Annotated in this window: 14 protein-coding genes; all 14 read left to right on the top strand. The window is 65.6% G+C overall.

The window, feature by feature from the left end; genetic code table 11:
* Positions 1 to 15: 15 nt before the first annotated feature.
* The 14 genes from V5F48_RS18925 (at position 16) to fdxA (ending at position 12,975) form a co-directional block, all read left to right on the top strand.
* The gene (locus V5F48_RS18925; RefSeq protein WP_394259958.1) at positions 16 to 690 is read left to right on the top strand and encodes an amino acid ABC transporter permease; all 675 of its coding nucleotides are present in this window, start codon (positions 16 to 18) and stop codon (positions 688 to 690) included.
* Entirely contained in the window at positions 687 to 1,346 is a 660-nt protein-coding gene (locus tag V5F48_RS18920) for an amino acid ABC transporter permease (RefSeq protein ID WP_394259957.1), read from the top strand. The genes V5F48_RS18925 and V5F48_RS18920 overlap by 4 nt, the downstream gene beginning before the upstream one ends.
* Positions 1,324 to 2,049: an amino acid ABC transporter ATP-binding protein gene (locus tag V5F48_RS18915; protein ID WP_282641801.1), complete on the top strand. Its 726-nt coding sequence runs from the start codon at positions 1,324 to 1,326 to the stop codon at positions 2,047 to 2,049. Before V5F48_RS18920 ends, V5F48_RS18915 begins: the two co-directional genes overlap by 23 nt.
* A gap of 185 nt (positions 2,050 to 2,234) precedes the next feature.
* Positions 2,235 to 2,840 (top strand): F0F1 ATP synthase subunit delta, encoded by a 606-nt coding sequence (locus tag V5F48_RS18910; protein WP_394110444.1) that lies wholly within the window; start codon positions 2,235 to 2,237, stop codon positions 2,838 to 2,840.
* Positions 2,840 to 4,369, top strand: a complete 1,530-nt coding sequence (atpA, locus tag V5F48_RS18905) for a F0F1 ATP synthase subunit alpha (RefSeq protein WP_394110445.1) — start codon at positions 2,840 to 2,842, stop codon at positions 4,367 to 4,369. The genes V5F48_RS18910 and atpA overlap by 1 nt, the downstream gene beginning before the upstream one ends.
* A 36-nt stretch (positions 4,370 to 4,405) precedes the next feature.
* Positions 4,406 to 5,281, top strand: coding sequence for a F0F1 ATP synthase subunit gamma (locus V5F48_RS18900; RefSeq protein WP_394259956.1), 876 nt, complete (start codon positions 4,406 to 4,408; stop codon positions 5,279 to 5,281).
* A 48-nt stretch (positions 5,282 to 5,329) separates the two neighbouring features.
* Positions 5,330 to 6,766: a F0F1 ATP synthase subunit beta gene (gene atpD / locus V5F48_RS18895; RefSeq protein WP_394110447.1), complete on the top strand. Its 1,437-nt coding sequence runs from the start codon at positions 5,330 to 5,332 to the stop codon at positions 6,764 to 6,766.
* Positions 6,767 to 6,903: 137 nt separating this feature from the next.
* On the top strand, positions 6,904 to 7,140 hold the full coding sequence (locus tag V5F48_RS18890; protein WP_394259955.1) for a hypothetical protein: 237 nt from the start codon (positions 6,904 to 6,906) through the stop codon (positions 7,138 to 7,140).
* Between the two features lie 152 nt (positions 7,141 to 7,292).
* Positions 7,293 to 7,712 (top strand): F0F1 ATP synthase subunit epsilon, encoded by a 420-nt coding sequence (locus V5F48_RS18885; protein WP_394259954.1) that lies wholly within the window; start codon positions 7,293 to 7,295, stop codon positions 7,710 to 7,712.
* A 321-nt stretch (positions 7,713 to 8,033) separates the two neighbouring features.
* Positions 8,034 to 8,810 (top strand): Crp/Fnr family transcriptional regulator, encoded by a 777-nt coding sequence (locus V5F48_RS18880; protein ID WP_394259953.1) that lies wholly within the window; start codon positions 8,034 to 8,036, stop codon positions 8,808 to 8,810.
* A 181-nt stretch (positions 8,811 to 8,991) separates the two neighbouring features.
* Complete coding sequence (locus tag V5F48_RS18875; protein WP_394259952.1) at positions 8,992 to 10,461, top strand: ABC transporter substrate-binding protein; 1,470 nt, start codon at positions 8,992 to 8,994, stop codon at positions 10,459 to 10,461.
* Between the two features lie 5 nt (positions 10,462 to 10,466).
* Positions 10,467 to 11,429, top strand: coding sequence for an ABC transporter permease (locus tag V5F48_RS18870; protein ID WP_394259951.1), 963 nt, complete (start codon positions 10,467 to 10,469; stop codon positions 11,427 to 11,429).
* A 43-nt stretch (positions 11,430 to 11,472) separates the two neighbouring features.
* A complete protein-coding gene (locus V5F48_RS18865) occupies positions 11,473 to 12,348 on the top strand; it encodes an ABC transporter ATP-binding protein (protein ID WP_394259950.1) in 876 nt (291 codons plus the stop codon).
* Between the two features lie 261 nt (positions 12,349 to 12,609).
* Complete coding sequence (gene fdxA, locus V5F48_RS18860) at positions 12,610 to 12,975, top strand: ferredoxin FdxA (RefSeq protein ID WP_394259949.1); 366 nt, start codon at positions 12,610 to 12,612, stop codon at positions 12,973 to 12,975.
* Positions 12,976 to 12,977 lie beyond the last annotated feature (2 nt).

The following is a 12,977-nucleotide window of genomic DNA, read 5'->3' as shown; positions in this document are numbered from 1 at the left end:
GGGGAAAGGGCACAGATGGCCTACAGCTTCGATTTCTCCTCCCTGGCCGATTATGTGCCGGTGCTCGTCAAGGGCGTCGCCATCACGGTGGAACTGATCGCCGTGGGCGGCGCTCTGGGGGTCACCCTCGGCATCGCCTGCGCCTGGGCCAAGACCCAGGGGCCGCGCTGGCTGCGGCCGCTGGTGGAGGCCTATGTGGAGCTGATCCGCAACACGCCGTTCCTGATCCAGCTGTTCTTCATCTTCTTCGGCCTGCCGGCCATCGGGGTCGGGCTCACCGAGATGCAGGCGGCCATCCTCGCCATGGTGATCAATCTCGGCGCCTATGCCTGCGAGATCATCCGCGCCGGCATCGAGGCGACGCCGAAAGGCCAGTTCGAGGCGGGCGCCTCCCTGGCCATGAGCCGGCTGCAGACCTTCCGCCACGTGGTGCTGGTGCCGGCGCTGCAGAAGATCTGGCCGGCCTTGTCGTCGCAGATCGTGATCGTGATGTTCGGCTCGGCGGTGTGCTCGCAGATTTCGGTGGAGGAACTGACCTACGCCGCCAACTTCATCCAGTCCCGCACCTTCCGGGCGTTCGAGGCCTACATCGTCGCCACCGTGCTCTACCTCGTCCTTGCCGTGCTGGTGCGGCAGGTCATGCGGGGCATCGGCGCTCTCGTCTTCCCCCGCAGGAGTGTCGCGCGATGACGGCGTTTTCCACCTGGGACATCGTCTCCAACCTGCTTTTGGCCGCCCGCTGGACGGTGCTGCTCTCGCTGCTCGCCTTCGTCGGCGGCGGCGTGGTGGGGCTGGTGGTGCTCTATGCCCGCATCGCCCGAAGGGCCTGGCTGCGCCGCGCCGCCAGCCTCTACATCGAGCTGTTCCAGGGCACGCCGCTGCTGATGCAGCTGTTCCTGATCTTCTTCGGCCTGCCGCTCATGGGCCTCGACGTGTCGCCCTGGGCGGCGGCGTTCGTCTCCCTCACCCTGTGGAGCTCGGCCTTCCTCGCCGAGATCTGGCGCGGCTGCGTCGAATCGATCCCCAAGGGCCAGTGGGAGGCCTCCTCGTCCCTCGCCATGAGCTTCGTGGAGCAGCTGCGCTACGTGATCCTGCCCCAGTCCATGCGCATCGCGGTGCCGCCCACGGTGGGCTTCTCGGTGCAGGTGGTGAAGGGCACGGCGCTGACCTCCATCATCGGCTTCGTGGAGCTGTCCAAGGCCGCCACCATCATCACCAACGCCACGTTCGAGCCGTTCACGGTCTACGGCTTCGCGGCGCTGATCTATTTCGCCCTGTGCTGGCCCCTGTCGAAGTCGAGCCAGATCCTGGAGAGGAAGCTGAATGTCGCTCATCACAATCACTGAGGTGCGCAAGAGCTTCGGCCAGAACGAGGTACTGAAAGGCATCAACCTCGACATTGCGCCGGGCGAGGTCATCGCCATCATCGGCAAGTCGGGCTCGGGCAAGTCCACCCTGCTGCGCTGCGTCAACGGGCTGGAGACCATCGACGATGGCTCCATCGTGGTCGCCGGCGCCCAGCTCGCGCCCGACGAGGTGCACCTGCGCGCGCTGCGGCTCAAGGTCGGCATGATCTTCCAGGGCTTCAACCTGTTTCCCCACCTCACGGCGGGCCGCAACGTGATGCTCTCGCCCATGGTGGTGAAGAAGGTTTCCGCGAAAGAGGCGGAGGCCGAGGCGCGGGCGCGGCTGGACCAGGTGGGCCTCGGCCACAAGTTCGACGCCTATCCCGACCAGCTCTCCGGCGGCCAGCAGCAGCGCGTCGCCATCGCCCGCGCGCTGGCCATGAAGCCGCTGGCCCTACTATGTGATGAGATCACCTCCGCCCTCGACCCGGAACTGGTCAACGAGGTGCTCGCCGTGGTGAAGGCCCTCGCGGAACAGGGCATGACGCTGATCATGGTGACGCACGAAATGCGCTTCGCCCGCGAAGTGTGCGACCGCGTGGTGTTTATGCACCAGGGGCGGGTGCACGAGATCGGCCCGCCGGAAGACGTGTTCACCCACCCGCAGACGCCCGAGCTGAAGCAGTTTCTCGGTGTGGCATAAGGTGCCGGGCGATGGCCGAAACGGTATCCGGGCATTGCGGTGCGGCAATGCGGCCTAGGCGCCATCGTTCGGTCATGTTGCCGCCCACTTCTGCCTGTGTTAGGCACACCGAGATTTCGAGAGGCGGGTTCAGCCCTCTCGCGGGGTCGCACTAGAATATTCCCAACAGATCAAGGGCTTGGGCAATGGCTGCGCAAGGCGCGCAGCATGGGCTGCAAGTTCGAGAGAGGTGCGGGGTGGCGGATACGATCGTGTCAGGCATGGCGGGGCGCTACGCGACCGCGCTATTCGAACTGGCGACTGAGGCCGGCGCCGTCGATTCCGTTAAGGCGGATCTCGATCGCTTGTCGGCCCTTATTGCAGAGAGCGCGGATCTGGCGCGGCTGGTCAAAAGCCCGGTCTTTTCGGCCGGCGACCAGCTCAAGGCCATTTCCGCGGTACTTGATCAGGTGGGCATTTCCGGTCTTGCCGGGAATTTCGTGAGGCGGGTGGCGCAGAACCGCCGCCTGTTCGCGCTGCCCCGCATGGTTGCTGACTATGCGGCCCTCGTCGCCGCCCAGCGTGGCGAGACGACGGCGCAGGTGACGGTGCCGGCACCCTTGAGCGATGCGCACTTCTTCGCGCTCAAGGAGGCGTTGGCCCAGCAGACCGGCAAGGACGTGATTCTCGACGTGACCGTCGATCCGTCCATCCTCGGTGGTCTCATCGTGAAGCTCGGCTCCCGCATGGTCGACGCCTCTCTCAAGACCAAACTCAATTCTATCCGGCATGCGATGAAAGAGGTCCGCTGATGGACATTCGAGCCGCTGAAATCACCGCCATCCTCAAGGAGCAGATCCAGAACTTCGGCCAGGAGGCCGAGGTTTCCGAGGTGGGTCAGGTTCTCTCCGTCGGTGACGGCATCGCCCGCGTCTATGGCCTCGACAATGTCCAGGCCGGCGAGATGGTCGAGTTCGAGAACGGCACGCGCGGCATGGCGCTGAACCTCGAAATCGACAACGTCGGCATCGTGATCTTCGGTTCGGACCGCGAGATCAAGGAAGGCCAGACCGTCAAGCGCACCCGCGCCATCGTCGACGCTCCGGTGGGCAAGGGCCTGCTCGGCCGCGTCGTGGATGCCCTCGGCAACCCGATCGATGGCAAGGGCCCGATCGTGTACACCGAGCGTCGCCGGGTGGACGTGAAGGCGCCGGGCATCATCCCGCGCAAGTCGGTGCATGAGCCCATGCAGACCGGCCTCAAGGCCATCGACGCGCTGATCCCCATCGGCCGTGGCCAGCGCGAGCTGATCATCGGCGATCGCCAGACCGGCAAGACCGCCGTGGCGCTCGATGCCATCCTCAACCAGAAGCCCATCAACCAGGGCACGGATGAGAAGGCCAAGCTCTACTGCGTCTACGTCGCGGTGGGCCAGAAGCGCTCCACCGTCGCGCAGTTCGTGAAGGTGCTGGAAGAGCACGGCGCGCTGGAATATTCCATCGTGGTCGCCGCCACCGCCTCGGACGCGGCCCCCATGCAGTTCCTGGCGCCGTTCACCGGCACCGCCATGGGCGAGTATTTCCGTGACAACGGCATGCACGCGCTGATCATCCACGACGATCTGTCCAAGCAGGCCGTGGCCTATCGCCAGATGTCGCTGCTGCTGCGCCGCCCGCCGGGCCGCGAGGCCTATCCCGGCGACGTGTTCTACCTGCACTCCCGCCTGCTGGAGCGCGCGGCGAAGCTGAACGACTCGCTGGGCGCCGGTTCGCTCACCGCCCTGCCGGTGATCGAGACCCAGGCGAACGACGTGTCCGCCTACATCCCGACCAACGTGATTTCGATCACCGACGGTCAGATCTTCCTTGAGTCCGACCTGTTCTACCAGGGCATCCGCCCGGCGGTGAACGTGGGCCTGTCGGTGTCGCGCGTGGGCTCCTCGGCCCAGATCAAGGCGATGAAGCAGGTGGCGGGCAAGATCAAGGGCGAGCTTGCCCAGTACCGTGAGCTGGCGGCCTTCGCCCAGTTCGGCTCGGACCTGGACGCCTCGACGCAGAAGCTGCTGAACCGCGGTGCCCGCCTCACCGAGCTGCTCAAGCAGAGCCAGTTCGCGCCCCTCAAGGTGGAGGAGCAGGTGGCGGTGATCTTTGCCGGCACCAACGGCTATCTCGACCCGCTGCCGGTCTCCAAGGTGCGCGAGTTCGAGCAGGGGATCCTGCTCGCCCTGCGCTCCCAGCATCCGGAGATCCTGGAAGCCATTCGCGCGTCCAAGGAGTTGTCCAAGGACACCGCTGAAAAGCTGACGAAGGCCCTCGATGCCTTCGCCAAGAGCTTTGCCTGAGCGGCGCCTGTTCCTCGAACCTGACGGACGGGCAGCATGGCGAGCCTGAAAGACCTAAGGAACCGCATCGCCTCGGTAAAGGCGACGCAGAAGATCACCAAGGCGATGCAGATGGTCGCCGCGGCGAAGCTGCGTCGCGCCCAGATGGCGGCGGAAGCGGCCCGTCCCTATGCCGAGCGCATGGATACGGTGCTGGGCAACCTTGCCGCTGGCATCGTCGGCGCCGGTCAGGCGCCGGTGCTGATCGCTGGCACGGGGCAGTCGCAGAAGCACCTGCTGCTGGTGGCCACCGGCGAGCGCGGCCTGTGCGGCGCCTTCAACACCTCCATCGTGCGCCTGGCGCGCGAGAAGGCGCAGCAGTTGCTCGGCGAGGGGAAGGACGTGACGTTCTTCTGCGTCGGCCGCAAAGGTTACGACCAGCTGCGCCGGACCTATCCCGACCGCATCATCGAGCTGGTGGACCTGCGCAGCGTGCGCACCCTCAGCTTCAAGGACGCCTCGGCCATCGCGTCGAAGATCCTCACCCTGCTCGACCAGGGCGCCTTCGACGTGTGCACGCTCTTCTATTCCAACTTCAAGAGCGTGATTTCGCAGGTCCCCACCGCCCAGCAGATCATCCCCGCCGTCTTCGAGGCGCGGGACGAGGGCGAGGGCGGCCCGGTCTATGAATACGAGCCGGCCGAGGAGGACATCCTCGCCGACCTGCTGCCGCGCAACATCGCCGTGCAGATCTTCCGCGCCCTGCTTGAGAACCAGGCGTCGTTCTATGGCTCGCAGATGAGCGCCATGGACAACGCCACCCGCAATGCGGGCGACATGATCAAGAAGCAGACGCTTATCTACAACCGTACCCGCCAGGCCATGATCACGAAGGAACTCATCGAGATCATCTCCGGCGCCGAGGCCCTCTGAGGCCCGGGACCAAGGCTCGGTCGGAACCAGGATACGAGGACGACGAAAATGGCGAACAAGCTCGGACGCATCACCCAGGTCATCGGCGCCGTCGTGGACGTGCAGTTCGACGGCCATCTCCCGGAAATCCTCAACGCGCTCGAAACCACGAACCAGGGCAACCGGCTGGTGCTCGAAGTGGCGCAGCATCTCGGTGAAAGCACCGTGCGCTGCATCGCCATGGACGCCACCGAAGGTCTGGTCCGCGGCCGGGAAGTCTCCGACACCGGCGCGCCGATCCAGGTGCCGGTGGGCGCGGCTACCCTCGGGCGCATCATGAACGTCATCGGCGAGCCGGTGGACGAGCTGGGCCCGATCGAGGGCGAGGCGCTGCGCGGCATCCACCAGCCGGCTCCCTCCTACGCGGAGCAGGCCACCGAGGCCGAAATCCTCGTCACCGGCATCAAGGTGGTGGATCTCCTCGCTCCCTACGCCAAGGGCGGCAAGGTCGGCCTGTTCGGCGGCGCCGGCGTGGGCAAGACCGTGCTGATCATGGAGCTGATCAACAACGTGGCGAAGGCGCACGGCGGTTATTCCGTGTTCGCCGGCGTGGGTGAGCGCACCCGCGAGGGCAACGACCTCTACCACGAGATGATCGAGTCCAACGTGAACAAGGATCCGCACGAGAACAACGGCTCCGCCGCCGGTTCCAAGTGCGCCCTCGTGTACGGCCAGATGAACGAGCCCCCGGGCGCCCGTGCCCGCGTGGCGCTGACCGGCCTGACCGTGGCCGAGCATTTCCGCGACCAGGGCCAGGACGTGCTGTTCTTCGTGGACAACATCTTCCGCTTCACCCAGGCCGGCTCGGAAGTGTCGGCTCTGCTCGGCCGCATTCCCTCGGCGGTGGGCTACCAGCCGACGCTGGCCACCGACATGGGTGCCCTGCAGGAGCGCATCACCACCACCACCAAGGGCTCCATCACCTCGGTGCAGGCCATCTACGTGCCGGCCGACGATCTGACCGATCCGGCGCCCGCCGCGTCATTCGCCCATCTGGATGCCACCACCGTGCTGTCGCGCTCCATCGCGGAAAAGGGCATCTACCCGGCGGTGGATCCGCTGGACTCCACCTCGCGCATGCTCTCCCCCGCCGTCCTCGGCGAGGAGCACTACAACACGGCGCGCCAGGTCCAGCAGACCCTGCAGCGTTACAAGTCGCTTCAGGACATCATCGCCATCCTCGGCATGGACGAGCTTTCCGAAGAGGACAAGATCACGGTCGCCCGCGCCCGCAAGATCGAGCGCTTCCTCAGCCAGCCCTTCCATGTGGCGGAAGTGTTCACCGGCTCCCCGGGCAAGCTCGTGGACCTGAAGGACACCATCGCCGGCTTCAAGGGCCTGGTGGAAGGCAAGTACGACTATTTGCCCGAGCAGGCCTTCTACATGGTGGGTTCCATGGAAGAAGCCATCGAGAAGGGCAAGAAGCTCGCGGCCGAGGCGGCCTGAGCGGCTGTTCGGCCAAGGCGTTCCGGTCATCGTTCACAGGGTGATCGGAATGCGCGATTTTCCGGCTCCGCTTTGAGGCGAATTTGCCGCTCCGGGTGTTGTACTTATGCGGCAAATTCAAATCAGGGGCTAAGGGAATGATGAATATTAAGGTCCTGGGCCTCGTGCTCGGACTTCTGGCCGGAGGCATCACCGGCTGGCTGACCCGGCCCCAGGTCGCCGAAATCCGGCTGCCGGGCCTCAACATCGAGCTGCAGGGTGAACGCCCGGGCGGCGGGTTGACCTCGGAGCAGGGCCGTCACGTCGGTCTGGCCGCCGTGGTGGGTGCCATCATCGGTCTCGGCGTCGGCTTCGTGGCCGACCGTCGGCGCTGATGCCGCGGGGACGGTCGCGCCCGGGCTGATGGAGCCTGTGCGGTGAAGCCGTCGCCTTCATGGAGTGGGGCGTCCGTCCGGCCGGAGGGACGCCTGGAGGAGCACCCGATCATGGGGCGCCTCCCTTTCGGGACGACCCGGAGACGAGAATTATGGCGACCTTACCCTTTGAGCTGGTCTCGCCCGAGCGGCTCGTGTTTTCCGGCGCCGTGACCGAGGTGATCGTGCCCGGCGCGGAAGGCGAATTCGGCGTGCTGGCGGGCCATGCGCCCTTCATCGGCATGCTGAAGCCCGGCATCCTCACCATCAAGGGCGATGGGGCGCCGCGCGCCTATTTCGTGCGCGGCGGCTTTGCCGAGGTGAACCCGGCCGGCCTCACCATTCTCGCCGAAGAGGCGAAGCCGTTGGAGGAGCTGGATCTGGGTGCGCTCCATCAGCAGATCCAGAATGCCAAGGAAGACGTGTCCGACGCCACCACCGATGAAGGCCGGCAGCGTGCGGCGCGTCAGCTCGCCGATCTCGAGCAGGTCTATGCGGCCCTCGAAAGCGGGCGCGCCGGCGCCGGCCACTGAGTTCGGACGCTTTTACGGCGTGGCGTCTGCGGCCCTGGTCGTGTCTGGCGAGGGCAAATCCGACCGACGCCTCAGGGGCTTCAAATCGCCGATAGGCTTGCGTCCCAAGCTCATCGGGCGAGGCGGTATCGGTCTTCCATGGATCTCTGGCGCGGGTCTGGTTCGCGCATCATCGGGATGAAACGTTCAGACGGCGGCCGCAGGGCCGCCGTCTGCGTTTTCACGGCCACTCGGGTATAAATACTATTTCAATGGAATAAATTATAAATATAGTGGTACGCTTCTTGCCGGATGAGAATGCATCGAACCGGGAGAGAAGCCATGCTGAACGCACCGCCCCATAGGCATCTTCCCGTCGCGGCCTCCCCGCTTTTGGCGGTTGCCGCTCCCGCCCAGGCCCTTCTGCTCACCGAGAATGCCGCCCTTACCAACGGGCCGCCGCTGTTGTTCCAGCGCCTCACCGCAAAGGAGCGGGAGGAGGTGCTGTGCGAAGGCCAGAAACGCGTGGTCTATCGCGGCAAGATGCTGTTCTCACAAGGCACGCCCCATGACGGCATCTTCCTGATCGAGAGCGGGCGGGTCCGCGTCTTCTACATCGCGCCCTCGGGCCGGGAGATCACGCTGGCCTATTGGAATTCGGGCAATTTTGTCGGCGGACCCGAACTGTTCGGGCAGGGGCAGCATGTGTGGTCCGGCGTCGCCGCCACCAATTGCGTGGTGGTCCATCTGACCGGCAAGACCCTGCGCCGGCTCATCGCCCAAATCCCCGGCTTTGCCATCGGGCTTATCGAAGGCCTCACCTTCAAGGGAAAGTGCTATTCCGCCCTTGCCCAGATGCTGGGCACCCGCTCGGTCACCGAGCGCCTCGCGCACCTGCTCCTGCACCTATCCGACGCTTATGGCGTGCGGGAGGAGGGCGCCATCGTCATCGGAACTCCATTCACCCACGCTGACCTCGCGCACATGGTGGGCGCGACGCGGCAATGGGTCACCATCAGCCTCAAGCGCTTGCAGGAGCAGGGGGTTCTGAAGGCGGAGAAGGCCAAGATCATGGTCTATGACGTCGATGCGCTCCACGCCATGCGTGGGGATCGCTGAGGCCGACGCGGCTGAGAATCGCACCCGCGCCGGTGTGGCAGGCACGGTATGACCAAGAAAGAGGCGGGTCTGCAAAGGAGGCAACTAATCGACACCGCCGCGGCATCTTCCTTTGAATGAATGGAAGCTGGCGCCCGAAGATCACCGTCGAGAGCCGTCTTTGCCCCGAGAGGTGGATCCGATGACCCTGTTTTGCGCCAATCTTCGTCCTTCCAATCGCCTTCGTTCCAAGCTGCTTGCCTCTCTCGCCGTTGCCCTGACCGCCGGTTGCGCCGTTGCGGCGCGCCCCGCCCACGCCCAGACCGCCATCACCATCGGCATCGGCACCCAGGACACCACCACCAACACGGTGACCACCGGCGTGGTGATCAAGGAATTGAAGCTGCTGGAGAAGTACCTGCCCAAGGACGGCAAGTACGCCAATGCCGCCTACACGCTCGACTGGCAGAATTTCACCTCCGGCCCGCCCGTCACCAACGGCATGATGGCGGACAAGCTCCAGTTCGGCGGCATGGGCGATTTTCCGCTGGTGGTGAACGGCTACACCTTCCAGTCCAATCCCCAGTCCAAGTCCCAGCTGATCGCGGTGGCGGCCTACAATATCCACGGCTCCGGCAACGGCGTGGTGGTGCACAAGGACTCGCCCTACTACGAGCTGTCGGACCTGAAGGGGAAGGTGCTGAGCGTGCCGTTCGGCTCGGCCGCCCACGGCATGATCCTGAAGGCCATGCAGGACAAGGGCTGGCCCAACGACTATTTCAAGCTGGTGAGCCAGTCGCCGGAGGTGGGCTCCACCAACCTCCAGGAAAAGAAGATCGACGCCCACGCCGATTTCGTGCCCTTCGCCGAGCTGCTGCCGTTCCGCGGCTTCGCCCGCAAGATCTTCGACGGCGTGGAAACCAACGCCCCCACCTGGCACGGCGTGGTGGTGCGTACCGATTTCGCGCAGAAGTATCCCGAAGTCGTGGTGGCCTACCTCAAGGCCGTGATCGAGGCCAATGACTGGGTGCGCAAGGATCCGCAGGGCGCTGCGGAGAAGATCGCCAAGTGGACCGGTATCGACAAGGAGGTGGTCTACATCTTCCTCGGCCCGGGCGGCATCATGACCATGGATCCCACCCTCAAGCCCCAGCTCGTCGCCGATGCGGCCGAGGATGCCGCCGTGCTGCAGAAGCTCGGCCGCATGAAGGAATTCGACGCCAAGGCCTGGGTCAACGACACCTATGTGCGCCAGGCCTTCAAGGAGATGGGCCTCGACTACGAGACGCAGCTGAAGAGCCTCGCCAATTACGAGGTGAGCGGGGACGACAGCTTCTGCAAGGTGAAGATCGCCGAGCCGCGCAAGGCCGGCGAGATCTGGATCGAGGGCGAGGGCATCAAGCCCTATTCCAGCGCCGCCTGCACCCTGGGCGCGCTGGCCGAGCTGACCGCCCAGGGCAAGAAGGCGAACATGAGCTATGTGTTCGACACCGCCCGCGGCATCAAGCTGTTCGCCACCGACGCCTTCTATGCGGTCACGGCGAAGGACGGCAAGAGCGAGATCGCGCCCTTCATGCTCAAGGCCGATGCGGAAGCCGCGGCGGCCAAGGGCGGCGGCAAGGTGATGAGCTTCGGCGATGCGCTGAAGGCTGCCACCGCCGGGCGCAGGTGAGCGCCATGACGAGCGTCGCGGCCAAATCCCCCGTGAAGATGCACCCGTCCCTGCATGTCGCCGGCACTCCGGGGGAGGGCGCCCGTCCGCGTCCCCCGGCAGGAGCCATCCTGCTGCGGCCGGAGCGCCCGGTGCAGGGGACCACCCCGGTGCCGGATCGCTCGAAGGCCGGCCTTGTCCGGCGCTGGCTGAAGCTGAACATGCAGGCGATCCGCGCCACGGCGCTCGGGGCGCTGGCCATCGGCCTCTTCATCCTCGCCTGGCATGTGGTCACCGTAAACCGCATGGACCTTTACGTGCGCTTCCTGAACGTGCCGTCGCCGGAACAGGTGCTGGAGAGCGCGCGCACCGCCTTCTCCACCAGCGCCTTCTTCGACCACATCGTCATGTCCTGCCGGCGCATCTTCCTCGGCTTCGCCCTCGCGGCTCTGGTGGCGGTGCCGCTGGGGCTGCTCATGGGGCGGTTCGCGCTGTTGAAGGAGTTCGTCTTCCCCGTCTGCGAGGTGCTGCGGCCCATTCCGGCCATCGCCTGGGTGCCCATGGCCATCATGCTGTGGCCCACCAACGAGCAGAGCATCGTCTTCATCACCTTCCTCGGTGCGTTTTTCCCCATCCTCCTCAACACGCTGCACGGCATGGCCAATGTGGACGAGGTGCTGGTGCGCGCCGCGCGCTGCCTCGGAGCCAGCGAGCGTGCCACCTTCCGCGAGGTCTATTTCCCCGCGGTGCTGCCGCAGGTCTTCACCGGCCTCACGGTGGGCATGGGGGTGGCCTGGGTATCGCTGATCGCGGCGGAGATGATCTCCGGCCAGTTCGGCATCGGCTACTTCACGTGGGAGGCCTATTCCCTGGTGCAGTATCCCGACATCGCGCTGGGCATGATTACTATCGGCGTGCTCGGGCTCGCCTCCTCCTTTCTCATCCGGCTGGTCGGGCGGGCGGTGACGCCCTGGTCCCGGGCCAAATGAACGCAGCAAGTGAACGCAGCAAGTGAACCCCACGAGGCGCGCCATGGCCATTCCCGCAACCGCCCCCACGAAGACCGGGCTCATCGCGGTCACCGGCTTCGAGCTGGCTTACGACACCATCGACGGCGCGGTGATCGCGGTGAGCGACGCCGACCTGGTGGTGAACCCCGGCGAGTTCGTCTCCATCATCGGCCCCTCGGGCTGCGGCAAGTCTACCTTGCTCAATGCGGTGGCGGGCTTCCTGAAGCCCACTGCCGGCCGCGTCACCGTGGACGGGGAAGAGGTGAAAGGCCCCTCCGCCGACCGGGGCATGGTGTTCCAGCAATATTCCCTGTTTCCGTGGAAAACGGTGCGGGAGAATGTCGAGTTCGGCCTCAAGATGCGCGGCATGGGCCGGTCCGAGCGGGCGGTGGCCGCGCGCACCCTGTTGGGGCTGGCCGGGCTTTCAGCCTTTGAGAACCATTATCCGGATCGCCTTTCCGGCGGCATGAAGCAGCGGGTGGGCATCGTGCGGGCGCTCGCCACGGGGCCGAAGGTGCTGCTGCTGGACGAGCCGTTCGGCGCGCTCGACGCCCAGACTCGGGTGATCATGCAGCAGATCCTGACCAACCTCTGGCAGCGGCTGAACATCTCGGTGCTGTTCGTGACCCACGACATCGACGAGGCGATATTCCTCTCCGACCGCATCTATGTGATGACCGCGCGCCCCGGCTGCATCAAGGCCGAGGTCACGGTGCCCCTGCCGCGCCCGCGTGACGCCGCGCTGCAGCTGTCGGCGGACTTCATCCAGCTGCGGGCCGGGCTTGGCAGCCTGATCCGCGAGGAAAGCCTGAAGGCCATGGGCGGCGAGCTGAACGAGGACGCCCTGAAGGGCCTCGCGGTGAACCTCAACGGCTCGAACCTCGCCCAGGTGGTGTGAGCCGGGGGGTGGCCTGAGATTGTCCGGTGCGCGCCCCTATCCCGCCGTCACCCTCCGGCTCGACCGGAGGGTCCGCCCTTCCGCTCGCTGTGCCTCTCCAGCTCTTGCGCGCCAGACACGGCGGCTGCGCCGGAGTATGACGGCCGTCTTGTTCGCCCGGATATTAAAAAGACTGCAATTAATTGACCCTTCAAGGTCTTAATACTCAGTCCGATGGCCTCGTCCGGCTAGTCTTGGTGCAGATTTAACAGGACCTGCCCCATGGCCTATGTCGTGACTGACAGCTGCATCCGCTGCAAATTCATGGATTGCGTCGCCGTCTGCCCGGTGGATTGCTTCTACGAGGGCGAGAACATGCTCGTCATCAATCCGGATGAATGCATCGACTGCGGCGTCTGCGAGCCGGAATGTCCCGCCGCCGCCATCGCCGCCGATACGGCGCCGGAGGCCGGGCCGTGGATCGCGCTGAATGCGCACTATGCCGCCCTGTGGCCCAACATCGCCGAGAAGAAGGAGCCGCCGGCGGACGCTTCCCAGTGGATGGACGTGGCCGGCAAGTTCGAGAGCGCGTTTTCGCCCGCGCCGGGGCAGGCGGCTTCCGGTTCGTCCGCGACCGGTGCGGCGTGAGG

Source organism: Xanthobacter autotrophicus ATCC 700552, assembly GCF_043194565.1.
Taxonomy (GTDB): domain Bacteria; phylum Pseudomonadota; class Alphaproteobacteria; order Rhizobiales; family Xanthobacteraceae; genus Xanthobacter; species Xanthobacter autotrophicus_F.
This window is presented reverse-complemented; position numbering and strand designations above follow the sequence as displayed.

What these genes read in the sequence shown, in the direction of transcription:
- V5F48_RS18925 (WP_394259958.1), top strand. Translation starts at nt 16, where the DNA reads ATGGCCTACAGCTTCGATTTCTCCTCCCTGGCCGATTATGTGCCGGTG.
- V5F48_RS18920 (WP_394259957.1), top strand. Translation starts at nt 687, where the DNA reads ATGACGGCGTTTTCCACCTGGGACATCGTCTCCAACCTGCTTTTGGCC.
- V5F48_RS18915 (WP_282641801.1), top strand. Translation starts at nt 1,324, where the DNA reads ATGTCGCTCATCACAATCACTGAGGTGCGCAAGAGCTTCGGCCAGAAC.
- V5F48_RS18910 (WP_394110444.1), top strand. Translation starts at nt 2,235, where the DNA reads ATGGCTGCGCAAGGCGCGCAGCATGGGCTGCAAGTTCGAGAGAGGTGC.
- atpA (WP_394110445.1), top strand. Translation starts at nt 2,840, where the DNA reads ATGGACATTCGAGCCGCTGAAATCACCGCCATCCTCAAGGAGCAGATC.
- V5F48_RS18900 (WP_394259956.1), top strand. Translation starts at nt 4,406, where the DNA reads ATGGCGAGCCTGAAAGACCTAAGGAACCGCATCGCCTCGGTAAAGGCG.
- atpD (WP_394110447.1), top strand. Translation starts at nt 5,330, where the DNA reads ATGGCGAACAAGCTCGGACGCATCACCCAGGTCATCGGCGCCGTCGTG.
- V5F48_RS18890 (WP_394259955.1), top strand. Translation starts at nt 6,904, where the DNA reads ATGATGAATATTAAGGTCCTGGGCCTCGTGCTCGGACTTCTGGCCGGA.
- V5F48_RS18885 (WP_394259954.1), top strand. Translation starts at nt 7,293, where the DNA reads ATGGCGACCTTACCCTTTGAGCTGGTCTCGCCCGAGCGGCTCGTGTTT.
- V5F48_RS18880 (WP_394259953.1), top strand. Translation starts at nt 8,034, where the DNA reads ATGCTGAACGCACCGCCCCATAGGCATCTTCCCGTCGCGGCCTCCCCG.
- V5F48_RS18875 (WP_394259952.1), top strand. Translation starts at nt 8,992, where the DNA reads ATGACCCTGTTTTGCGCCAATCTTCGTCCTTCCAATCGCCTTCGTTCC.
- V5F48_RS18870 (WP_394259951.1), top strand. Translation starts at nt 10,467, where the DNA reads ATGACGAGCGTCGCGGCCAAATCCCCCGTGAAGATGCACCCGTCCCTG.
- V5F48_RS18865 (WP_394259950.1), top strand. Translation starts at nt 11,473, where the DNA reads ATGGCCATTCCCGCAACCGCCCCCACGAAGACCGGGCTCATCGCGGTC.
- fdxA (WP_394259949.1), top strand. Translation starts at nt 12,610, where the DNA reads ATGGCCTATGTCGTGACTGACAGCTGCATCCGCTGCAAATTCATGGAT.